Source organism: Rhizobium sp. L43 (assembly GCF_002531725.1).
In the GTDB taxonomy this organism is placed as follows: Bacteria; Pseudomonadota; Alphaproteobacteria; order Rhizobiales; family Rhizobiaceae; genus Rhizobium.
Map to the genome: position 1 here is coordinate 24,520 of NZ_NWSQ01000021.1, position 22,206 is coordinate 46,725.

Below are 22,206 nucleotides of genomic sequence, written 5' to 3' on the forward strand. Positions count from 1 at the left end.
CGGTCGCCGGCGGCACTTGCGGATGGCCTTGGCCGAGGTCGCTAGCCGAGGTCAGTTGCCTCCGGCCTTTTGCTGCGGATCGAGCAAACGATGCATGTGGACGATGAAGTAGCGCATATGCGCATTGTCGACCGTCTGCTGCGCCTTCGACTTCCAGGCCGTCAGCGCCGTGGCATAATCCGGGAAAATGCCGACGATATCGAGACCGCTCAGATCACGGAACTGGACGTCATCGAGGCTTTCCAGTTCGCCGCCAAAAACGAGATGCAAAAGCTGCTTCTTGTCACCGGATTCAGTCATTTTTTGTTCTCTTTCTGCCTATTCTCCTCCGCCAACCCATCTGCGGGATTTTGACGGAAACGTCAACTGTCTCATCGTCCCGCAAAGGCCGCGAGGAATTCATCGATGCGGGGCGTCGGTGCTGCGCAGAGGACCTTGTGGGTAACATCGGCGCTGTTGTAGACGACCGGCCGGCCTTCGAGATCGACGAGACCCCCGCCGGCGCAGGCCAGAATCAGATCGGCGGCGGCAAGGTCCCAATCATGCGAATTGCCCTTGACGAAGGTGCCTTCGAGACGACCGTCCGCCACCATGGCGATGCGATAGGCGAGCGAGGGAATGTATTTCTGTCGTGAGACCCGGGCGCGGAACTCCGGCGGGAAGGTCGTCAACAGATCCTCGCCGATCGCAAGGCGGCTCGTCTCATCTGCTCCCGCGGCGGAGACGGCGAGCGGCACGCCATTCTTCACCGCCACCCCGCCCTCGACGGCCTCATAGAGTTCTTCGAGCGCTGGGGCATAGAGCACGCCGGCGACCGGCCGGCCGCGATGAACCACCGCGACGCTGACGCACCAGACCTTTTGCCCGCCGAGGAAGGCGCGCGTGCCGTCGATCGGATCGATGATGAACACCGTCTCGCGCGCGAGACGGTCGGCATCGTCGTCGGTTTCTTCCGAGAGCCAGCCGTAATCCGGCCGGGCCTTGCGCAGAATGGTCTCGAGCGTCTTGTTGGCGGCAAAATCGGCGGCGCTGACGGGGGAGCGGTCCCCGTTCTTCCACCAGACCTCCGGCGATTGGTTGAAGAAGCCGTAAGCGACCGCACCCGCCTCTTTCGCAGCATCGGCGATCAGCGTGAGATCGCGCTGCCAGCGGGCTTTCTCCATGTCGCTCATCCGATCAATCCGTTTCTGAATTCTCGTTAGAGCATGATGTCGTCCGAAAACCGCAAACACTTTTCGGCATCATGCTCTATCTCTTTATTTTTACGCAATTCCGGACGCAAAACCGCTACACACTTTTGCTGGAATTGCTCTAGCGCCCTGCCAGCGTCATGCCTTCGATGGCGAAGGTCGGGGCGGCGACGCCGAATTTGCGGTCGATGTCGTTTGCCGGCGTCAAGCGCATGAACATGTCCTTGAGGTTCGAGGCGATCGTCACCTCGGACACCGGGAAAGTCAGTTCGCCGTTCTCGATCCAGAAGCCGGTGGCGCCGCGGCTGTATTCGCCGGTGATCATGTTGACGCCGTGGCCGATCAATTCGGTGACATAAAAACCGTTGCCGATGCTGCGGATCAGCTCTTCCGGCGAGATGTCGCCGGGTTCCAGCGCAAGGTTGGTGGAGGACGGCGAGACGGATGTGCCGCCGCGCACGCCGCGGCCGTTGGTTTCCAGACCCAGCTCGCGGGCGGTAGAGGTCGAGAGGAACCAGTGCTTCAAGACCCCGTCCTCGATCATGACAAGCCGCTCGCCCGACACGCCCTCGCCGTCGAAGGGCCGCGAGGAAGGGCCGCGCACGACCAAGGGATCGTCTGATATCGACAGGCCCGGCTTCAGCACCTGCCGACCCATCCTGTCGCGCAGGAAGCTGGACTTGCGGGCAACGGCAGCACCATTGATCGCGCCGGCGATATGGCCGACAAAGCCGCGGGCGACGCGCGGGTCGAAGATGACGGTGACGTCCTTGCCGGTCGGCACTTGGCGAGGGTTGATGCGCTTTACCACCCGTTCGCCGGCGCGGCGGCCGATTTCAGCGGGATCGTCGAGCTCGGCATAGTAGAGGCGGCTGTCGTAATCATAGTCGCGCTCCATGCCGGTGCCTTCGCCTGCTATGACGCTGACGGAATGGCCGAAACGCGAGGCCATGTAGCTGCCCGCAAAACCGTGCGAGGTGGCAAGAACCAGGCCGCCCATGCCGGCCGATGCGCCGGCACCTGAAGAATTGGTGACACCCTTGACCGCAAGGGCTGCTGCTTCGGCGGCAAGGCCTGCCTCGCGCAGCATCTCGGAGGAGACCTCGGTGGTATCGAGCAATTGCAAGTCGGGATAGGATTTCGAAAGGCTTGCCTCATCCGCCAGGCAGGCGAAGGGGTCTTCCGGCGAAACCTTGGCCATGGCGACGGCGCGTTCGGCCAGCGCCTGCAGATCGAAGCCCGGATTGGCCGAAACGCTGGCGACGCGCTTGCCGATGAAGACGCGCAGCGAAAAATCGTCGCTTTCGGAGGATTCCGTTCCCTCGACCTTGCCGAGGCGGACGCTGACCGATTGCGAACGCGACCGGACGACGACGGCGTCGGCGGCGTCGGCCCCTGCCTTCCTGGCCAGATCGATCAATTGACTTGCGCGGGAAAGAAGTGTCGAGGAATCGATTTCAGAGGACATGATTTGGCCTTTCCTTCGGCTTCCATTTATTGTGCACTCTCCCAAGCATCAAGGCCGCCGCCACCGATTCTTTATCGGGGCTGCCCGCATGTCCCCGCCGTCGAAAGAAATCGCCAGCATGTCAGCGCCCAATGCCCTTTTTTCCGAAACGATCCTGCTGCTCGGCGGAGCCGTGGTCGCCGCACCGATCTTCAAGAAGCTCGGGCTCGGCACCGTGCTCGGCTATCTCGCCGCCGGCATCGTCATCGGCCCGGTTTTCCACGGCATCACCGATGGGGAGCAGATCCTCAATGTCGCCGAGCTCGGTGTGGTCTTCCTGCTCTTCATCATCGGGCTGGAGCTGAAACCCAGCCGCCTGTGGCAGATGCGGCGCGACATTTTCGGCCTCGGTGCGGCGCAGGTGGTGGTGACCGGGCTGGCGCTGACCGCGCTCGCCTGGTTCTCCCAGGTTTTCGACTGGCGCGGCAGCATCGTCGCCGGATTTGGCCTGGCACTGTCTTCGACCGCCTTCGCCATGCAGATCCTCGAGGGCGACGGCGACGTCAATACCAGATATGGGCAGCGCTCCTTCTCGATGCTGTTGTTCCAGGACCTGGCGATCGTGCCGCTCCTGGCGCTGATCACCATTCTCGACGGCGGCAAGGGCAGCAATGCACCGCTGCTCGGTTTTACGGTCGCCATCGGCGCCGTCGCGGCGATGATCGTCATGGGGCGCTACCTGCTGACGCCGCTCTTCCAGATCATCGCCCGGACCGGCGCGCGCGAGGCGATGATCGCAGCCGCCCTCTTCGTCGTCATGGGATCGGCGAGCCTGATGCAGCTTGCCGGGCTTTCGATGGCTATGGGGGCATTCCTCTCCGGCGTGATGCTGGCCGAATCCTCCTACCGGCACGAGCTGGAGGCCGATATCGAGCCCTTCCGCGGCGTCCTGCTCGCCATCTTCTTCATCGCCGTCGGCCTGTCGCTGGAGCTCGACGTTCTCGTGGACAATGCGCTCTTTATCATCGTCACCGTGCCGATCGTCATGGCCGTCAAGGCGATCATCATCTACGGGCTCTGCCGGATCTCGGGTTCTCTGCATGACGATGCGATCCGCATCGCCTTCCTGCTGCCGCAGGGCGGCGAATTCGGCTTCGTGCTGTTCACCACGGCGGGGACGGCCGGACTGATGTCGACGAGCACGGCATCGCTGCTGGTCGCGGTCGTCACGCTCTCCATGGCGCTGACGCCGATCGGGTCGGCCCTTTCGAAGCGGCTCTTGCGCGGCGACGCGCGTGAGGAGTTGGACGAGGATTTCGAGGGCGCCGGCGCCGACGTGCTGATGGTCGGATTCTCGCGTTTCGGCCAGATCGCCGCTCAGATCCTGCTAGCCGGCGGGCGCAGCGTCACCGTCATCGAGTTTTCGGCCGATCGCATCCGCCAGGCCTCCACCTTCGGCTTCCGCATCTATTTCGGCGACGGCACCCGCAAGGACGTGCTGCGCTCGGCCGGTATCGACCGGGCAAAGATCGTGCTCGTCTGCACCCAGAAGAAGGAGGTCACCGACAAGGTGGTGGAGCTGGTGCAGGCGGATTATCCGCACACGCGTCTCTACGTGCGCTCCTACGACCGCATCCATTCGATCGAACTGCGCAACAAGGGCGTCGATTACGAGCTGCGCGAAACGCTGGAATCCGGCCTGCTGTTCGGACGGCGGACGCTGGAGGCGCTGGGCGTTCCCGAGGTCGACGCCTATGAAATCGGCGAGGATATCCGCAAGCGCGACGAGGCGCGCCTGGTGCTGCAGGTTTCCGAAGGGCTGCAGGCCGGGCGCGATATGCTGTTTTCCCACCCCGTTCGCCCCGAACCGCTGGTCAAGCCGAAACGCGCTGGCGATGCCTTCGAGGACGATCCGCTGGCGGGCACCGCGGATGCGACGGCGGACGCATAAATTGACTCCGGGACGTGCTAGGCTTGAGCGGATTGAACGGCGGTAGAGGCAAAGGCTACTGCCAGAATCTGTCAGCATGTCTCTGTAGACGATCCTCCTGACCCAAACAGGAGGCCAACCATGATCGACAGCAACAGCATTCTCCTTTTCGTAGCCGACGCGGGAAAAAGCGCCAGCTTTTATGGCCAACTGCTCGGGCAGGATCCGGTTGAGCTCAGCCCGACCTTCGCCATGTTCATCCTGCCTTCGGGTCTGGCGCTCGGACTTTGGGGCAAGGCGGGCGTTGAGCCCGCGCCGACTGCCATGGGCGGCGGCTGCGACCTCGGTTTCAAGGTTGCGACGGCGGATAGGGTCGATACGCTTCACGCCGAATGGCAAGTCAAGGGCGCGACCATCCTCTTGCCGCCGACCGACCTCGATTTCGGCCGTAGCTTTGTTGCAGCCGATCCCGACGGGCACCGCCTGCGCGTCTACACCGTTGCGGAGGACTGAAACATGTCCCGCAGCTGGATCGCTGTCGCATCAGCAAACCACGTCCGCATCGGGCGCGAAGCCGGGTTCATGCAGGTCTGTCATGGCAAGGCCGCTCCGCTGAAGCGAAGCGCGCCCGGCGACCGGGTGATCTATTATTCGCCGACCGAAACATTCGGCGGCAAGGATCGCCTGCAGGCGTTCACGGCCATTGGCGTGGTCCAGGAAACGGCGGCATATCAGGTGGAAGTTCACCCCGGTTTCCGCCCCTGGAGGCGCGATGTCGCCTGGTGGCGGGCCGTGGAGACGCCGATCCGGCCGCTCATCGGCCGGCTGTCCTTCACGAGCGATCGGGGAGGCTGGGGCTATCGACTGCGCTTTGGTCTCTTCGAAATCGACAATGACGATGCCGAACTCATCGCCGAAGCGATGCTCGGTGATCCGAGCATGCATGTCGCCCGGAAGCATGCAACGGCTCCCGGGCAAGGATCTCTAGCGCTTTAGTCGCGCTTCGATCTCGCGGTCGAGGGCGAATTTCAAGTCGTCCTTGACGCCGACCGACATGGCCAGCACTTCACGGGCCTTGAGGAAATCCATGACGCCGGTGCGGCCGACTGCCGGGCGCAGAAAGATATGCGGCGGGCGGATCTTCAGCTTCAGCGTGATCGCCGTCTGCATCATCAACTGGCCGGAGCCGAAGATGCTTTCCATGCGGTTCGGAATATGGGTGCCGTCACCTTCCGGCGCGCCGACGACATCGATGCCGACGACGATGTCGGCAAGATCCATCAGGGGTTCATAAGGCACCGGATTGCTGATGCCGCCATCGATCATCACGCGGCCGCGCAGGCGCACCGGCATGAAGACGGCGGGGATGGCAGAAGAGGCCGCGAGTGCCGAAAACAACTCGCCCTCCTCGATGATGACTTCGCACTGCCCGTAATAATCGGTGGTGATGACCTTCATCGGCACCAGCAGATCCTCGAAGCGGGCCGGCAGCTCGGATGGCAGAAAGGCCTTGAGGATCCGTTCGAGATTGAACTGGCCGATGCGGACGCCCTTGGCCACCGCATCGCGCACCGTCGCCGGCCTCAGACCCCAGATGCGGGCGATGACGGCCGTCTTGTTGCCGACGGTCGCCAGCGCATGTTCACGGATTTCGGCGCCGGACATGCCGGCAGCCATGCCGGCACCCATGATCGCGCCCATCGACGAGCCCGATATCGCCACCGGTCGGATGCCGAGTTCGTCGAGCGTCTCGATGACATGGATATGGGAAAGCCCGCGCGCGCCGCCGCCGCCGAAAGCGACAGCGACCGTTGGAAGATCGCTGATCGCAGGCAGTTTCGGACTGATGATCTCTGCCTGCTGCACGCCCCGCCCCCGCTTATTGCGGCTGATACCGGAAGAAATGCACCCTCGTATCGCCAAAGATGCGGTTTTCGAGGAAGACATAGGAAGGATGCACGGAAACGACAATATCGCCGCGTTCTTCGAGCACCGCGATTGCGCCCGGCCGCAGCCAGCCGCCAACGGCGGCGGCCGCCATCGCCTTCTCGCCGAGGCCCTTGCCATAGGGCGGGTCGGCAAACAGCACGTCGAAGGGCTCGAGATTGCCGACACTGCCGAGATCGGTCGCATCCCGGCGCAGAATGCGGGTGCGGCCGTGCAGGCCGAGCGCATCGATGTTTTCCCAGAGCAGCGCCCTGCCCTCGACGCTGTTTTCGACGAACAGCGCATGGCGACAGCCGCGCGAGACGGCTTCGAGGCCGACGGCGCCGGTTCCGGCAAAAAGGTCGAGGATCCGGGTGCCGTCGACGCATTCCGGATAGGCATGGCTCAATATATTGAACAGGCTCTCGCGCGTCCGGTCGGCAGTCGGCCGGATATCGTTGGATTTTGGCACGGCGAGAGGCCGTCCGCGAAATTCACCGCCGACGATCCGCACCGCGCGTCATTCCCTTTCCTTTCGCACCACCTCTGGACGGCCCGCCCGCAGGCCTGTCGCCGCCCGGTCTGTCCCCGCCCGACTTGGCACCACCCGGCTTGGCACCGCCCGGCTTGGCGCCCTTCGGCTTGCCGGAAAAATTCTTGGCCCCACCGGGCTTGGCTCCAAAACCCTTACCGCGCGGCTTGTCACCAGAAGGCCTGTCACCCCGCGGCTTGTCGCCGAACGATCTTTCGCCGCGCGGACGCTCGGAGCGGCCCTCGCCGGCAAAACTTCTGGCTGCCCGCGGACGCTCATCACCATCCTCGCGCGGCCTGCGATCACCACGCGGCTTGTCGCCGAAGGGGCGATCGCCACGCGAAGGACGATCACCGAAAGGCCGGTCGCCGCGCGGACGCTCCGAACGACCCTCACCGGCGGAGACTCGGGCGGCACGGGGACGCTCGTCGCCATCACCACGCGGCTTGCGGTCACCGCGCGGCTTGTCGCCGAAGGGACGATCACCGCGCGAGGGGCGATCACCGAAAGGCCGGTCGCCGCGCGGACGCTCCGAACGGCCTTCGCCGGCAGAGCTTCTGGTGCGCGGGCGTTCGTCTCCGCCTTCGCGCGGGCGGCGTTCGCCGCGCGCCGGGCGGTCGCCAAAACCGCGGTCTTCGCGGGCGGGGCGATCCCCGAAGGAGCGCTTGCGGCCGGCGCCTTCGCCCTCATCCTTGCGACGGGGCTCTTCGCTCGAGCGGATCCATTCGCCATCCTCTTCGCGCACGCGGTTCACCTGCGTGCGCGGACGATCCTCGATATGGTGGGAACCAGTGCCCTTTGCCGGCGCCTGCTCGCCGCGCCGACGGGCGGTCTGCTCATTCTTGGCGGCTTTCGCCGCAGCCTTTTCGCCGAGCGGCCGGGCGCCGGGCGCCATCCAGACATTGGCGCTGCGGCGCTGGCCGAGCGGCTGAGGACGCTTCGGCTTGTCATCATCCCTGCGGCCGCCATCGCGGCGATCGTCATCTCTACGCCCGCCACCGTGGCGATCGTCGCGCTTGGTGTCGAGGCGGCTCAGCGCCCGTTCGCGCTTGTCCTCGTCGCGGCGCGGACGCTGCTCGCGCCTTTCCGGTACTGGAGCTTCAGCCTCTTCCTCGGAAGCGACAGCCGGCGCATTGTAGATCGGCGCGTCGAAATTCGCCTTGGCTTCCTCGATCAGGCGCGGGCCGAGCTGGTCGCGAAGCGTGCGGCCCCGCACTTCGATGACATGGCCTTCCGGCAAGTCGCCGAGCTGGAACGGGCCGTAGGAAATGCGGATCAGGCGGTTGACGTCGAGGCCGAGCGCGCCGAGCACGTTCTTGATTTCGCGGTTCTTGCCTTCCCGAAGACCCATGGTGATCCAGACGTTCGACCCCTGGGTGCGGTCGAGCGTCGCCTCGATCGAGCCATAGAGCACGCCGTCGACGGCGATGCCGTCCTTCAGCTTGTCGAGCGCGTCCTGATCGATCTCGCCATGGGCGCGGACACGGTAACGGCGCAGCCAGCCGGTCGCCGGCAGTTCTAGCGCGCGGGCGAGACCGCCGTCATTGGTGAGCAGCAACAGGCCTTCGGTGTTGATATCGAGGCGGCCGATCGACATGACGCGCGGCAGTTCTTCCGGCAGGTTGTCGAAGACGGTCGCGCGGCCTTCCGGATCGGCATTGGTGGTCACCAGGCCGGCCGGCTTGTGATAGAGCCACAGCCTGGTGCGCTCGATGCCGCGGATCGGCACGCCGTCGACCTCGATGCGATCGGCAAGCGTGACGTTGACGACCGGGGTGTCGAGAACCCTGCCGTTCAGCGTGACGCGGCCTTCCATGATCATGCGTTCGATGTCGCGGCGGGAGGCGACGCCGGCGCGTGCCATCACCTTGGAAATACGCTCGGCCTTCGCGTCGCCATCGGTCTCGACCGCAGCCTTTGCCGGCTTGGCGCCGCCCGGCTTTGCGCCGGTCTTCGGCTCGGTGTCCCGTGAAAACGGCTTAGCGCCCGGGCGTTTTGGCTTGTCTTTGGGTGTCATTTGTTGTTTGCCTGCCTTTTGGGCCTGTCTATCAGGTCACGCATCTGCGGTTAAGTGGAAATTCTTGCGATCGTGAAGACAAATCGTTTCATGGAGATGGCGCTTGATGAAGCGCGTGCCGCCGGAGAACGCGGCGAGGTGCCGATCGGCGCCGTCGTCGTTGTCGACGATATTGCCGTTTCACGCGCGGGAAACCGCACCCGCGAGCTGAATGACGTGACCGCACATGCCGAAATCGCCGCCATCCGGCTCGCCAGCGAAGCGCTCGGACAAGAGCGCCTTGTCGGCGCCGATCTCTATGTGACGCTCGAGCCTTGCACCATGTGCGCGGCAGCCATCTCGTTTGCGCGTATCCGCCGGCTCTATTACGGCGCCGAGGACCCGAAGGGCGGCGGCGTCGACAATGGCGTGCGATTCTATGCGCAGCCGACCTGCCACCACGCCCCGGAGGTCTATTCCGGCTTCAACGAGGTTCAGTCGGCCGAGATCTTGCGGACATTCTTTTCGCAAAAAAGAGAGGCGCCGTAATTCGCAGGGTCTGCGCCCCCCGTCATGCCTACTCGCGGGCCGACCGCCCCTAACCCGCTCGCGGGGAGAGGGGACGTGCCCTGCGAGAGCGAGTGGAAACGGAGAGGGCGCGGCATGTCCCTTCGCCCCCGTTTACGGGGAGAAGGTGCCGGCAGGCGGATGAGGGGCTAGTTCGGCGCGCCTGGAAAACCCGCTATTGCAGGAAGTTCCACCACTGCTTGCCGCTGTTGGCGACCGCAGCGTCCTTCTTGCGCTTCTTCTGCTTCTTGAGCTCGGGTTCGCCGAGATCATCGAGCTTTGCCGGATCGTCGACGGTGCGGTAGCCGGGCGGCGGATCGGAGATATAGCGGCGCTGATCGATATAGGAGCCCTTCTGCAGGGCGCGGGCTTCACGATAGGCCTTGGTCTGGGCTTCCGTCGTGCGCCGGCCGCCTTCGATGGCGGAACTGGCGAGCGGGGAGCGGTAATTCGGATTGTCCGAGTTCGCATCAGCCTCCGAAACCAGGCGGGCGCGGGTTTCCTCCGGCGATTCAATCCATTGCGGATTGTCCTTGTTGGCGACCGTCGGCTGCGGCGCAACGAGGGTCTCCTTCTGCGCCTGGGCCGGCAGCACCAGCGTCGGGCGCGGCGTGTATTTGACGCCCTTGTTCTTCGGGTCCGGCCCGGTCAACGACACGGACTGGCCGAGATCGTCGGTCAACTGCTCCATGGCGGTCTTGTCGGTGCCGTAGGTCGGGCTGCTGGCGCAGCTGGACACCAGGGAGCATCCCGCCATGACAACAGACAGGCAGGCGCCCATACGGAACCAATGCGTTGCGAACATGAAAACCCTTCCAGCCACCGGTGCAATCGTTGCCCAACCGGACAACCGTCCCCCTGACGCAAAAATCCGGCCATTTTCAGGCAGCTTTTACCGGATGAACCGCGAAAACGCAATTCACCCGGCAAATATCTTCAGGCGCCGATGCCGAGTTCGCGCAAGGCGGCAGCGTCACGCTTGGAAACATCGGGATAGTCCGGATCGGAACCGACATCCCTGGTGATGCGCCAGGAGCGCGCGCATTTTTCGCCCTCTGCCAGCTTCGGCACGACGCTGACCTCAGGCACCTCGGCAAGGCGGAAAGCCTCCGCCGGGCCTTCGCCGGTCCTGATCTCGATCGCCGAGGTGATGCAGACTTCGGTGAAGTCCTGGCCTTCGAGCGCCTTCAGCAGTTCCGCATCGGCGATGTGGACGACGGGAGCCGCCTCCAGCGACGAGCCGATGCGCTTGTCCTTGCGCTCGATTTCCAGAGCGCCCGTGACCACCGAGCGGACCGTGCGGATCTTCTTCCACTTCTCGGCCAGGGCATCGTTGCGCCATTCCTTGGCGACCGGGGCAAACTGCTCCAGATGCACGGAAACGGCGGACGGGTTGCGAGACAACCAGGCCTCCTCGGTAGTGAAGGGCAGCATCGGGGCGAGCCATGTCACCATGCAATCGAAGATCTGGCGGATGACGTGCAGGCTGGCGCGCCGGCGCAGGCTCGACGGCGCATCGCAATAGAGCGCATCCTTGCGGACATCGAAATAGAAGGCCGAAAGCTCGACATTGGCGAAATCGATCAGCGCCCGGGCGATCTTCTTGAAGTCGAAGCTATCGTAGTTCTCGCGCACCAGCTCGTCGAGCTCGGCAAGCCGGTGCAGCATCAGCTGCTCCAGCTCCGGCAGATCGGCGAGCGCGATTTCCTCGCCCTTGTCATGGGCAAGCGTGCCGAGCATCCAGCGGATGGTGTTGCGCAGCTTGCGATAGGCGTCGACATTGGTCTGGATGATCGTCTTGCCGACGCGCAGGTCGTCGGCATAATCCGAGGTCATGACCCAGAGGCGCAGGATATCGGCGCCGGCGTCCTTCATCACTTCCTGCGGTGCGGTGACGTTGCCCTTCGACTTCGACATCTTCTCGCCCTTCTCGTCCATGGTGAAGCCATGGGTGAGGACGGCGTTGTAAGGCGCACGGCCGCGGGTGGCAGCCGATTCCAAGAGCGACGAATGGAACCAGCCGCGATGCTGGTCGGACCCTTCGAGATAGAGATCGGCCGGCCACTTCAGGTCGGGGCGGTCTTCGAGCGTGAAGGTGTGCGTCGAGCCCGAGTCGAACCAGACGTCGAGGATATCCATGACCTGCGTCCAGCGGGAATGGTCGTGGTCATTGCCGAGGAAGCGTTCCTTGGCGCCTTCGGCGAACCAGGCGTCGGCGCCCTCGTGTTCGAAGGCCTCGAGGATGCGGGCGTTGACGGCGTCATCGACCAGGACCTCGCCCTCATCGTCGGCAAAGACGGCGATCGGCACGCCCCATGCCCTTTGACGAGAAAGAACCCAGTCCGGCCGGCCTTCGATCATCGCGCGCAGGCGGTTCTGGCCGGCGGCGGGCACGAAGCGGGTGTCGTCGATCGCACCCAGCGCCCGCGAACGCAGCGTCGTGCCGTCGGCAAGGGTCTTGTCCATATAGACGAACCATTGCGGCGTATTGCGGAAGATCACCGGCTTCTTCGAGCGCCAGGAATGCGGATACTGGTGCTTCAGCCGGCCGCGGGCAAAGAGCGCGCCGCGGGCGATCAGCTCCTTGATGACGCGGTCGTTGGCATCGCCCTTCTTGCCGTTGTCGTCGATGACGCGGGCGCCTTCGAAGCCGGGGGCGTCCGATGTGTAGAAGCCGCCGTCATCCACCGGGAACGGGATCTTGGTCTCGACGCCGCGCGCCTCCAGCGTGCGGACGGCCGACATCCAGGCGTCGAAGTCTTCGCGACCGTGGCTCGGTGCAGTATGGACGAAGCCGGTGCCGGCATCGTCGGTGACGTGATCGCCATCGAGCAACGGCACGGCGAATTCATAGCCGCCGCCGAGCCCCTTGAAGGGATGGGCGCAGGTCATCGCCGCGAAGTCGGCCGCAGAGACATCGCTCAAGCGCTTGAACTGCAGCTTGGCCTTGGCGAAGGATTCCTCAGCCAGCTTATCGGCAAAGATCAGCCTCTCGCCGGGACGCGGGCCAAAATCATTCTCGGCGGCCGTCACCTCATAGAGCCCGTAGGAGACACGCGCGGAAAAGGAGACCGCGCGGTTGCCGGGGATCGTCCAGGGCGTGGTGGTCCAGATGACCACGAAGGCATTCTTGAGCGCGGCCGGGCCTTCGACGACCGGGAATTTCACCCAGATCGTATCGCTCTCATAATCCTGGTATTCGACCTCGGCCTCGGCCAACGCGGTGCGCTCGACGACCGACCACATGATCGGCTTGGAGCCGCGATAAAGCTGACCGCTGGCGGCGATCTTCAGGAGTTCGCCGGCGATGCGCGATTCCGCGTGGAAGTTCATCGTCGTATAGGGATTGTCGAAGTCGCCTTCGATGCCGAGACGCTTGAACTCTTCCGCCTGGACCTTGATCCAGCCGGTGGCGAATTCACGGCATTCCCGGCGGAATTCGTTGACCGGGACCTCGTCCTTGTTCTTGCCCTTCTCGCGGTACTTTTCCTCGATCTTCCATTCGATCGGCAGGCCGTGACAATCCCAGCCGGGCACGTAATTGGCGTCGTAGCCGCGCATCTGGAACGAGCGATTGATGACATCCTTGAGGATCTTGTTCAGCGCGTGGCCGATATGGATGTTGCCGTTGGCATAGGGCGGGCCGTCGTGAAGCACGAATTTCTCGCGGCCGGCGGCGGAAGCGCGCAGTTTCTTGTAAAGACCCATCTCCTGCCAGCGCTTGACGAGCTCCGGCTCCTTCTGCGGCAGGCCGGCGCGCATCGGGAAATCGGTTTCGGGCAAATAGAGGGTCTTCGAATAATCGATCTTTTCGGCTGTGTCGGTCATATCGGGACAATCGTTTCTGGCGGCCCGGAAAGGGGCGCAACGGGCGTGAAAAAGCTGGTGACGGAAGCGCTCATGTGAGAGCGCTGAAAACCCGGACCTCCCGGCCGCTTAGCGCGCGCGGAAGGCCGGGCCGATAATTCGCATCGTGATCGCCAGCCGAAATTTCGTCATAGCGCCGGTTCATAGGCGTTTTTGCCGGGAAAAGGAAGAGAAGAATTCGCACGCCCGCAATCCTCATCGATGGCGGGAATTGCCGGTGCCGCATCGTTCTGGACCAACGATCCCGGTCAATTTCCGTTGAGACGGAGATAATTCAAGGCACTCAGGAAAAGCACAATTTCCCATCCAGCGCGCCGAGCGGCCTGACGCCCGATAGCAGCGCCCTCGCCTCTTCTTCGTCGCGTTTGATCTGGGCGACCAGCGGCTCGAGGCCGTCGAATTTCAGCTCGGGTCTGATATAACCGAAGAAGGAGACGGCGCAGTGCTGACCGTAGAGATCGCCGCTGAAGTCGAAGAGATAAGTTTCGAGCAGCGGCGCGCCGTTTTCCGTCACCGTCGGGCGGCGGCCGTAGCTTGCGACGGCATCGTGGAGCGTGCCATCCGCAAGGCGGAAACGGACGGCGTAGATGCCGGCGGCAAGGTCGACCTCCGGCGGCAGGCGCATATTGGCCGTGGGGAAACCGAGCTGCCGGCCGAGTTTCTCGCCGTCGATCACCTCGGCTTCCACCGTATAGCGATAGCCCAGCATGCCGGCGACTTCGCTGACATTGCCCTCCTTCAGCAGCGCGCGAATGTGGCTCGACGAGACGACATCGGCGTTTTCATCGCGGAAGGCATCGATCAGGGTGACGCCGAAGCCATAGGTCTGGCCGGCATTCATGAGAAAAGCCGGACCGCCCTCGCGGCCGCGGCCGAAATGGAAATCGAAGCCGGTGACGACTTCGGAGGCGCCGAGCCAATCTTTCAGGATCGAATGGATGAAATCATCGGCCGAGCGCTGCGAGAATTCGTAATCGAAGGGATATTCGATGACGGCGCTGAACCCCAGCGTTTCCAGAATGCGGGCCTTGAGCGGCGCCGGCGTCAGGCGGAAGACCGGCGTCTGCGGCCGGAAGACCGTGCGCGGATGCGGCTCGAAAGTCAGCACCAGAGCAGGAATGCCGCGCGCCCTGGAGATTTCGAGCGCGCGGTTCAGCACCGACTGGTGGCCGCGATGGACCCCGTCGAAATTGCCGATGGCGATGACCCCGCCCTTGAGATGGGCAGGCAGGGGTTCCCGGGTTTCATTGCGGTGGAAGACGGTCATCGGCTGGCTTCTCTTTATGCGAGGCGTGGCATCCACCACTTCGGCGCGGCTTTTTCCCGATCGAGATAGGCGTTCAGGATCGCCTCGTCGGTCTCGCCGTTCAGGGTGTATTCCTTGGCGTGGATACCGCCGCTGATGTAGAGAAGGTCGAGGCCGTAATTCAAGGCGCCGCGCACATCGGTCGGCATGCCGTCGCCGATCGCCAGCACCCGGTCGACGGGGAAATCGCCGCGCAGCTCGCGGGCAGCGGCGAGTGTCGCCTCATAGATCGGCCGGTGCGGTTTTCCGGCGATGCGGGTGCTGCCGCCAAGCTGCTCATAATAGGCGGCCATGGCGCCGGCGCAGGGAATGATGCGATGGCCGCGCTCGACGACGAGGTCGGGGTTGGCGCAGATCATCGGCACCTCGCGGGCTTTGAAGTCGAGAAGCATGTCGGTGTAATCCTCCGGCTTCTCGGTCTCGTCGTCGAAAAAGCCGGTGCAGACGAGCGATCGCGCTTCGCCAGCCGGCCGGCGCTCGACGCCGATGCCTTCGAGAAGCGCCTTGTCGCGCTCGGGGCCGAGCAGGAAGACCGTCTTCGGTCCCTCGGCAATCAGCCCGCGCGTGACGTCGCCCGAGGTGACGATCCGGTCATAGGCGCTGTCGGGCACGCCGATCTGACGCAACTGCTCGACCACCTGCCAGGAAAGGCGCGGCGAATTGGTGATGAGGACGACGGCGACCCCGCTTGCGCGTGCCGCTTCGAGGGCAGCGGCCGCCTGCGGAAACGGATCGACGCCGTTATGCACGACGCCCCAGACATCGCAGAGCACCACGTCATAGTGACCTGTTATGTCCGAGAAGTTCTCTATCCGCTTGGCCATTCCGATTTCCCGATTTGCTTCAGTCACCGGTGACATTGCAAAGGCGCAAGGCGATGGCAAGGCATTTTCTTCGCTGCCGGGCGCGGATGGGCGGCGGTTTTTCATGGATCCGATCCTGAAGCGGAGATCGTTGCGGCGGACGAACCCGCAAATTTCGACCACCGCAGGGTTCGGCCGCATTCCGATTATTCTCAGCCTCTTCACAATTCCGGCACAAAAATTCGTGATTGCTCTCATTGACTCCTCGCGGAGCCATCCCTAAATGCTCGTCGCTAGCACTCACCGCAAGGGAGTGCTAACATCTATCCATGTGGGCCGCTCCGGCCTGCGAATGTCATTCGATCGAGGGATTAGACAATGGCAAGCACCAACTTCCGCCCCCTTCACGACCGCGTCGTCGTTCGCCGCGTTGAGTCCGAAGCCAAGACCAAGGGTGGCATCATCATTCCCGATACCGCCAAGGAAAAGCCGCAGGAAGGCGAAATCGTCGCCGTCGGCTCCGGCGCGCGCGATGAATCCGGCAAGGTCGTCGCACTCGACGTCAAGGCTGGCGACCGCATTCTGTTCGGCAAGTGGTCCGGCACCGAAGTCAAGATCGACGGCGAAGACCTTCTGATCATGAAGGAAGCCGACATTATGGGCATCATCGGCTGATCAGCCGCTGGCCTTTCCGAGAACCCGGACACTCGAATTGAGGAGTTTCAATCATGGCATCTAAAGAAATCAAGTTTGGTCGCACCGCGCGCGAAAAGATGCTGCGTGGCGTCGACATTCTCGCCGATGCAGTCAAGGTAACGCTCGGCCCGAAGGGCCGTAACGTCATCATCGACAAGTCCTTCGGCGCTCCGCGCATCACCAAGGACGGCGTTTCCGTCGCCAAGGAAATCGAACTCGAAGACAAGTTCGAAAACATGGGCGCCCAGATGGTCCGCGAAGTTGCTTCGAAGACCAACGACATCGCCGGCGACGGCACCACGACTGCAACCGTTCTTGCCCAGGCGATCGTTCGCGAAGGCAACAAGGCCGTTGCAGCCGGCATGAACCCGATGGACCTGAAGCGCGGCATCGACCTCGCTGTTGCCGACGTCGTGAAGGATCTCCAGGCCAAGGCCAAGAAGATCTCCACCTCGGAAGAAGTTGCACAGGTCGGCACGATCTCTGCCAACGGCGACAAGCAGGTCGGTCTCGACATTGCTGAAGCCATGCAGAAGGTCGGCAACGAAGGCGTCATCACGGTTGAAGAAGCCAAGACCGCCGAAACCGAACTCGAAGTCGTCGAAGGCATGCAGTTCGACCGCGGCTACCTCAGCCCCTACTTCGTGACCAACCCGGAGAAGATGATCGCCGACCTTGAAGACGTCTTCATTCTCCTTCACGAGAAGAAGCTCTCGAACCTGCAGTCGATGCTCCCGGTTCTCGAAGCCGTCGTTCAGACCGGCAAGCCGCTCCTCATCATCGCTGAAGACGTCGAAGGCGAAGCTCTTGCGACGCTCGTCGTCAACAAGCTGCGCGGCGGCCTGAAGATTGCTGCCGTCAAGGCTCCTGGCTTCGGCGATCGCCGCAAGGCCATGCTCGAAGACATCGCCATCCTGACGGGCGGCACTGTCATCTCCGAAGACCTCGGCATCAAGCTCGAGAGCGTCACGCTCGACATGCTCGGCCGTGCCAAGAAGGTTTCGATCTCCAAGGAAAACACCACGATCGTCGACGGTTCGGGCGCCAAGACCGACATCGAAGGCCGTGTTGCCCAGATCAAGGCCCAGATCGAAGAAACCACCTCCGACTACGACCGCGAGAAGCTGCAGGAACGTCTTGCCAAGCTCGCCGGCGGCGTTGCCGTCATCCGCGTCGGCGGCTCGACGGAAGTCGAAGTGAAGGAAAAGAAGGACCGCATCGACGACGCGCTCAACGCGACGCGCGCTGCCGTTCAGGAAGGTATCGTCCCCGGCGGCGGTATCGCTCTGCTCCGCTCCTCCACGAAGATCACCGTCAAGGGTGCAAACGACGACCAGGAAGCCGGCATCAACATCGTTCGCCGCGCCCTGCAGTCGCTCGTTCGCCAGATCGCTGAAAACGCAGGCGACGAAGCCTCGATCGTTGTCGGCAAGGTCCTCGACAAGAACGAAGACAACTTCGGCTACAACGCCCAGACGTCCGAATATGGCGACATGATCGCCATGGGTATCGTCGACCCGCTCAAGGTCGTTCGCACGGCGCTGCAGAACGCTGCTTCTGTCGCATCGCTGCTGATCACCACCGAAGCCATGATCGCCGAACTGCCGAAGAAGGATGCCCCTGCCGGCATGCCGGGCGGCATGGGCGGAATGGGTGGAATGGACATGATGTGATAGGCGAAAGCCTGCACTGACGACCATTCCGACGGGAATAGGAAGGGCGGCCTTTAGGTCGCCCTTTTCTTTTGGCCACCGATTCGGCAGATAAAACGTTTAACTGGCTCCGCATCGCATATCCCGTGCGCGAAACTTGCGCGAGGCTTGCGGCGCCGCGTTTCTTCCGTTCACCGAGAGATCGCGGTGCCGCGGCAGCATTTCCGGCTTCCTATGGGGTGGAAAGGCTTGCAAAGCCCTTGAGGACGATCTTCTGGTGATGATTTTCGCAAAGCAGTTCGAAAGTGCGAACATCTCAGGACATGCCGCCGATCCGAATACCCCTTAAAAAGCCGTTGCCGTTTGCCCAAAAGCCCCTATAAATCCGCGCTGCAATTGAAGCGCGCCGGGCGAGATCTCGCCATCAGACGAGGCCGGAGCGCAGGGCGGGCATCATGCCCGCAGCGACATGATCCTGTTTCTTTGTGTTTACCGAGCGTCCGGCGGAGGAGCCGCATGCGAACGGGGGAACGCCTTGTTTAAGATCGCCAAAGCCAATGCAGCCGTACCTTTGATGCCCGGCTCGCTGGACCACCATAGTCAAAATGACGAGATGGTGGCGCAGTTTTCCATTTCCGAAGCCTGGACCGGCGATCTGTCGAGCGGCATGCTCCGTCTCGGCGAATGGAGCACGATGCTCCACGGCCTTTCCACACGGGAATGCGGGCTGTTGAGCCTGATCCGCTGCTACGACAGCAAGGACCGCGGCTACGTATTGGAGCTGTTCGAGCAGGCGGCGACCCTCTGCTCCTCCTTCTGTTTTTCGACGACGATCATCATGCCGAACGGCTTGCGCCAGCCGCTCTTCTGCATGGGCGAGTCGAACGGGCTCGAGGAAAAATACAGCGGCAGCATGTCCGGCGTCTTCATCTTTCCCCGCTTCAAGCTCGAAGGCGCCAGGCAGATCACAAGCCGGCAGTGAGGCTGGAAAATTGAGATAAAAGGCCGCCTCGAAGGCGGCCTTTGTGCTTTCCAACTGATCCGCTCGTTACTCCGGCTTGACGGGTATGTTGAGCCCCCTGGCACTGGCCGGACGGGCGATGCAGCGTTCCAGCCAGTCCGAGACGGCGGGGAATTTCGCGTATTCGAGAACCTCGCGGCCGCCATAGAAGATGTCGGCGCCGCGCACCCAGGTGAAGGTGGTGATGTCGGCGATCGTATAGAGATCGCCCATGATCCACTGGCGGCCTTTCAGCCGGTCTTCGAGCACGCCGAGCAGACGTTTGGACTCGTCGCGATAGCGCTCCACCGGATAGGAATTGTTGGCGACCTTGTCGGCGGCGAATTTGTAGAAATGCCCGAACTGGCCGAACATCGGGCCGATGCCCGCCATCTGGAAAAACACCCACTGGATGCATTCGTAGCGGCCGGCAGCATCATCGGGGATGAGCTTGCCGGTTTTTTCCGCGAGATAAAGCAGGATGGCGCCGGATTCGAACAGGCCGATCGGCTTGCCGCCCGGCCCGTTCGGATCGATGATCGCCGGAATGCGGCCGTTCGGGTTGAGAGATTCGAATTCCGGCGACTTCTGCTCGTTGGCGGCGAAGGAAATATAGTGAGGCTCATAGGCGAGACCGAGCTCTTCGAGGGCGACCGAGACCTTCACCCCATTCGGCGTCTGCAGGGAATAGAGTTGGATGATGTCGGGGTTCTTCGCCGGCCAGCGCGCCGTGATCGGAAATGCGGAAAGATCTGCCATCGGATTCTCCATGTTATCAGCCGACCATAGGAGACGAGGCTTCACAAAGGCAAGCGATGGCCGATCATCGTTCCATATTATTGAACGAACTGTCCGCTTCCGTTTATCTTTCCATAGAACAAGAAAAAGGCGACATAGGTGACATCCGAGGTCCATCCGGTGCCGGGGCACCCAGATCTCCAGAGTCCTTCAAACGGAGACAACATCCATGTCCAACGTCATCATCCTGATTGCCCGCATTCTTCTGTCTTTCATGTTCATCCTTTCCGGCTTCATGAAGCTCACCGATCCTGCCGGTACTGCGGGCATGATCGCCGGTGCCGGCCTGCCGGCAGCAACCCTGTTGGCCTATGTCGCAGGCCTTTTCGAACTGCTGGCCGGCCTTGCTGTTCTCACAGGCTTCCAGGTCCGCATTGCCGGCTGGCTGCTCGCCGCCTTCTGTGTCTTCACGGGCATTGCCTTCCACCTGCCCTACGCAAGCGGCACGGAACTCGTGAACATTCTCAACCAGATCATGGTCATGAAGAACATCACGCTGGCCGGCGCGTACATCCTGCTCGCCACAGTCGGTGCCGGTGCCTATTCGATCGACGCACGCCGCGGCGCCTACGCAGCCGCCTGATACCAGCAGACATCCTCCCATAAACAGAGAACCCGCCGTCGATCCGACGGCGGGTTTTTCGTATGCTCTTTTGACTGAGACTCAGAGGGCGGCGCGCACCGCGTCGATGATCGCCTGGACCACCGGTTCGTCCGCATGGCTCTCCTTGCGGGCGCGCACGAGGCAGGCCTGCGAATGCAGGATGACGCCGTCCTGGAGCACCTTCAGGTGGTTGGCGCGCAGCGTCGAGCCGGTGGAGGTGATATCGACGATGATATCGGCCGAGCCTGCGGCGGGGGCACCCTCGGTGGCGCCCAGGCTTTCGACGATGCGATAAAGCTGGATGCCGTGCTGGCTCGAAAAGAACTGCTGGGTCAGCCGCCAGTATTTGGTGGCGATGGCAAGGCGCCTGGAATGGCGGGCGCGGAAATCGGCGGCGACATCGCCGAGATCGGCCATGGTCTCGACGTCAAGCCAGATCTCCGGCACCGCAACCACCACATCGGCATGGCCGAAGCCGAGGCGGGCGCAGAATTCGACGCGTTTGTCGACTTCGGCAAAACCTTCCCGCATCAGATCCTCGCCGGTGACGCCGAAATCGACGGTGCCGTTGCCGAGTTCGCGGGAGATTTCGGAGGCCGACAGGAAGGCGACCTCGATATCGTCCCAGCCTTCGACCCGGCCGCGATAGGAGCGGTCGTTACCGACAGCCGTGATCGGCATGCCGGCACGCTCGAAGATCGCCGAAGCGTCGTCCTTCATCCGGCCCTTGGAGGGAAGCGCGATGGTGATGGTCATACGGCTGCCCTTTCGGTTTCGATGCGGTCGAGCCAAAAGGAGAAGCCGACGGCCGGAATGCGGTCCGTCGCACCGAGGAAGGTCAGCAGCCGGTCGAAGCGGCCGCCGCCGGCCAGAACCGCGCTCGAGCCTTCCGCCGTCACTTCGAAGACGAGGCCGGTGTAATAATCGAGCGGCCGTCCGAAAGCGGCGCGGTAGTCAAGGCAGGAAAGATCGACGCCGGCATTGGCAAGGGCGGCGACCCGGCCGTTGAAACGCGAAAGCGCATTGCCGAGTTTCAGCCCGGCAGCATCGGCGAAACCGGCAAGCGCTGCGGACGCATTGACGAGCGGCACGTCGAGCGAGAGGAACTCTTCCAGCACATGAAAAGCCGCGTCGTCGAGGCGGGTTTCGGACAGGATGAGCTTTTCCTTGAGCCGTTTGGCGATCTCCAGGGGCGAGCGGCCGGCATTCGTCGAATAGCCGGTCTTCTGCATCTCCCGTTCGAGATGGACGACCAGCGCCTGCTCGTCGCCCGAGGCGACCAGCCTGGCAATATCGTCGTCCAGGCCGGTGACGAATTGCGGGCTGACGAGACCGGCCAACAGCGCTTCCAGCTGGGTCATGTTGCCGAAGGCATGGATCAGACGCTTCTGCCAGCCGAGCGGCAGGCCGAGCGCCTGAACGACCGCCTCGAACACCGCCTGGTCGCCGAGCGTCACCGACAGGCGCCGGTCCGGCAGGAGCCGGGCGAGAATGCCGGTGGCATCGCCGATGGCGCGGGCGTCGGCGTTTGACAGGTCGATATCGCCGAGATCCTCGATGCCGGCCTGGTAGAATTCATTGGCGCCGTCGCGGCGTTGGCGGAAAACCTCGCCGAGATAGGCGTAACGCTTCGGCGTGCCTGTGGCGGTCTCGATGTGGCGCAGACAGACGGGGATGGTGAATTCGGGACGCAGGCAGAGGCTGGCGCCGGTTTCGCTCTCGGTCATGAAGATACGCCGGCGCAGATCCTCGCCGGCGATATCGAGGAAAGGTTCGGCCGGCTGAATGACCGGCGTGTCGATGCGCTCGGCATTGCGAGCGGTAAATTCGGCCAGTAGGTCGCCCGCGAATTCGGGGAGGTTGATCAGGGGCATTGGCTTGGCTTCCCTCTT

At 63.1% G+C, this 22,206-nt stretch carries 22 protein-coding genes; 9 read left to right on the plus strand and 13 right to left on the minus strand.

Translation table 11 applies throughout. From position 1 onward, the window contains the following. Positions 1–51: 51 nt before the first annotated feature. The 3 genes from CO667_RS24875 to CO667_RS24885 all read right to left on the minus strand — a co-directional run bounded on the left by CO667_RS24875 (position 52) and on the right by CO667_RS24885 (position 2,658). Positions 52–300, minus strand: coding sequence for a DUF4170 domain-containing protein (locus CO667_RS24875; protein ID WP_097620956.1), 249 nt, complete (start codon positions 298–300; stop codon positions 52–54). A 71-nt stretch (positions 301–371) separates the two neighbouring features. Beyond that, entirely contained in the window at positions 372–1,172 is an 801-nt protein-coding gene (locus CO667_RS24880; RefSeq protein WP_097620957.1) for a 3'(2'),5'-bisphosphate nucleotidase CysQ, read from the minus strand. A gap of 139 nt (positions 1,173–1,311) precedes the next feature. After that, complete coding sequence (locus tag CO667_RS24885) at positions 1,312–2,658, minus strand: TldD/PmbA family protein (protein ID WP_097620958.1); 1,347 nt, start codon at positions 2,656–2,658, stop codon at positions 1,312–1,314. A gap of 118 nt (positions 2,659–2,776) precedes the next feature. Between CO667_RS24885 and CO667_RS24890 the strand changes: the two genes are divergently transcribed. The 3 genes from CO667_RS24890 (at position 2,777) to CO667_RS24900 (ending at position 5,563) form a co-directional block, all read left to right on the plus strand. Further along, positions 2,777–4,588 (plus strand): monovalent cation:proton antiporter-2 (CPA2) family protein, encoded by a 1,812-nt coding sequence (locus tag CO667_RS24890; protein ID WP_097620959.1) that lies wholly within the window; start codon positions 2,777–2,779, stop codon positions 4,586–4,588. 120 nt (positions 4,589–4,708) lie between these two features. After that, positions 4,709–5,080 (plus strand): VOC family protein, encoded by a 372-nt coding sequence (locus CO667_RS24895; RefSeq protein ID WP_097620960.1) that lies wholly within the window; start codon positions 4,709–4,711, stop codon positions 5,078–5,080. Between the two features lie 3 nt (positions 5,081–5,083). Then, entirely contained in the window at positions 5,084–5,563 is a 480-nt protein-coding gene (locus CO667_RS24900) for an EVE domain-containing protein (RefSeq protein WP_097620961.1), read from the plus strand. Here the strand turns inward: CO667_RS24900 and CO667_RS24905 are convergent. The 3 genes from CO667_RS24905 to CO667_RS24915 are packed head-to-tail and all read right to left on the minus strand — an operon-like array spanning position 5,552 to position 9,042. After that, complete coding sequence (locus CO667_RS24905) at positions 5,552–6,433, minus strand: patatin-like phospholipase family protein (protein ID WP_097620962.1); 882 nt, start codon at positions 6,431–6,433, stop codon at positions 5,552–5,554. The genes CO667_RS24900 and CO667_RS24905 overlap by 12 nt on opposite strands. Positions 6,434–6,446: 13 nt before the next feature. Further along, positions 6,447–7,007, minus strand: coding sequence for a 16S rRNA (guanine(966)-N(2))-methyltransferase RsmD (gene rsmD, locus CO667_RS24910; RefSeq protein ID WP_097620963.1), 561 nt, complete (start codon positions 7,005–7,007; stop codon positions 6,447–6,449). Further along, complete coding sequence (locus CO667_RS24915; RefSeq protein ID WP_097620964.1) at positions 6,988–9,042, minus strand: pseudouridine synthase; 2,055 nt, start codon at positions 9,040–9,042, stop codon at positions 6,988–6,990. The genes rsmD and CO667_RS24915 overlap by 20 nt, the downstream gene beginning before the upstream one ends. A 90-nt stretch (positions 9,043–9,132) precedes the next feature. Here CO667_RS24915 and CO667_RS24920 point away from each other — a divergent pair, with 90 nt between their 5' ends. Then, positions 9,133–9,570, plus strand: a complete 438-nt coding sequence (locus tag CO667_RS24920; RefSeq protein ID WP_097620965.1) for a nucleoside deaminase — start codon at positions 9,133–9,135, stop codon at positions 9,568–9,570. Positions 9,571–9,763: 193 nt separating this feature from the next. On the opposite strand, the gene CO667_RS24925 is transcribed toward CO667_RS24920, so the two are convergent. The 4 genes from CO667_RS24925 to CO667_RS24945 form a co-directional block, all read right to left on the minus strand. Next, positions 9,764–10,393, minus strand: coding sequence for a hypothetical protein (locus CO667_RS24925; RefSeq protein ID WP_097620966.1), 630 nt, complete (start codon positions 10,391–10,393; stop codon positions 9,764–9,766). A 131-nt stretch (positions 10,394–10,524) separates the two neighbouring features. After that, positions 10,525–13,416 carry an isoleucine--tRNA ligase gene (ileS, locus tag CO667_RS24930; RefSeq protein WP_097620967.1) on the minus strand — a complete coding sequence of 964 codons (2,892 nt, stop codon included), beginning with the start codon at positions 13,414–13,416 and terminating at the stop codon, positions 10,525–10,527. A 322-nt stretch (positions 13,417–13,738) separates the two neighbouring features. Beyond that, positions 13,739–14,722 (minus strand): bifunctional riboflavin kinase/FAD synthetase, encoded by a 984-nt coding sequence (locus tag CO667_RS24940; protein ID WP_097621042.1) that lies wholly within the window; start codon positions 14,720–14,722, stop codon positions 13,739–13,741. A 14-nt stretch (positions 14,723–14,736) separates the two neighbouring features. Continuing rightward, positions 14,737–15,585, minus strand: coding sequence for a TIGR01459 family HAD-type hydrolase (locus CO667_RS24945; RefSeq protein ID WP_097621041.1), 849 nt, complete (start codon positions 15,583–15,585; stop codon positions 14,737–14,739). On the opposite strand from CO667_RS24945, the gene CO667_RS34965 reads away from it, so the two are divergent. From CO667_RS34965 to CO667_RS24965, 4 genes are all read left to right on the plus strand, one after another. Further along, a complete protein-coding gene (locus CO667_RS34965) occupies positions 15,578–15,847 on the plus strand; it encodes a hypothetical protein (protein ID WP_143540747.1) in 270 nt (89 codons plus the stop codon). The two genes, CO667_RS24945 and CO667_RS34965, sit on opposite strands and share 8 nt — an antisense overlap. A gap of 95 nt (positions 15,848–15,942) precedes the next feature. After that, the gene (groES, locus tag CO667_RS24950) at positions 15,943–16,239 is read left to right on the plus strand and encodes a co-chaperone GroES (RefSeq protein WP_003545797.1); all 297 of its coding nucleotides are present in this window, start codon (positions 15,943–15,945) and stop codon (positions 16,237–16,239) included. A 53-nt stretch (positions 16,240–16,292) separates the two neighbouring features. Further along, a complete protein-coding gene (gene groL / locus CO667_RS24955) occupies positions 16,293–17,933 on the plus strand; it encodes a chaperonin GroEL (RefSeq protein WP_097620968.1) in 1,641 nt (546 codons plus the stop codon). A gap of 514 nt (positions 17,934–18,447) precedes the next feature. Beyond that, complete coding sequence (locus CO667_RS24965) at positions 18,448–18,894, plus strand: hypothetical protein (protein ID WP_097620970.1); 447 nt, start codon at positions 18,448–18,450, stop codon at positions 18,892–18,894. Between the two features lie 66 nt (positions 18,895–18,960). Here CO667_RS24965 and CO667_RS24970 read toward each other — a convergent pair whose 3' ends face one another. Further along, a complete protein-coding gene (locus CO667_RS24970; RefSeq protein WP_097620971.1) occupies positions 18,961–19,671 on the minus strand; it encodes a glutathione binding-like protein in 711 nt (236 codons plus the stop codon). Positions 19,672–19,879: 208 nt separating this feature from the next. On the opposite strand from CO667_RS24970, the gene CO667_RS24975 reads away from it, so the two are divergent. After that, the gene (locus tag CO667_RS24975) at positions 19,880–20,293 is read left to right on the plus strand and encodes a DoxX family protein (RefSeq protein ID WP_097620972.1); all 414 of its coding nucleotides are present in this window, start codon (positions 19,880–19,882) and stop codon (positions 20,291–20,293) included. Between the two features lie 81 nt (positions 20,294–20,374). On the opposite strand, the gene hisG is transcribed toward CO667_RS24975, so the two are convergent. Together hisG and CO667_RS24985 are read right to left on the minus strand one after the other, a co-directional pair. Then, on the minus strand, positions 20,375–21,070 hold the full coding sequence (gene hisG / locus CO667_RS24980; RefSeq protein WP_097620973.1) for an ATP phosphoribosyltransferase: 696 nt from the start codon (positions 21,068–21,070) through the stop codon (positions 20,375–20,377). Continuing rightward, positions 21,067–22,188 (minus strand): ATP phosphoribosyltransferase regulatory subunit, encoded by a 1,122-nt coding sequence (locus CO667_RS24985; RefSeq protein WP_097620974.1) that lies wholly within the window; start codon positions 22,186–22,188, stop codon positions 21,067–21,069. The genes hisG and CO667_RS24985 overlap by 4 nt, the downstream gene beginning before the upstream one ends. Positions 22,189–22,206: the final 18 nt, after the last annotated feature.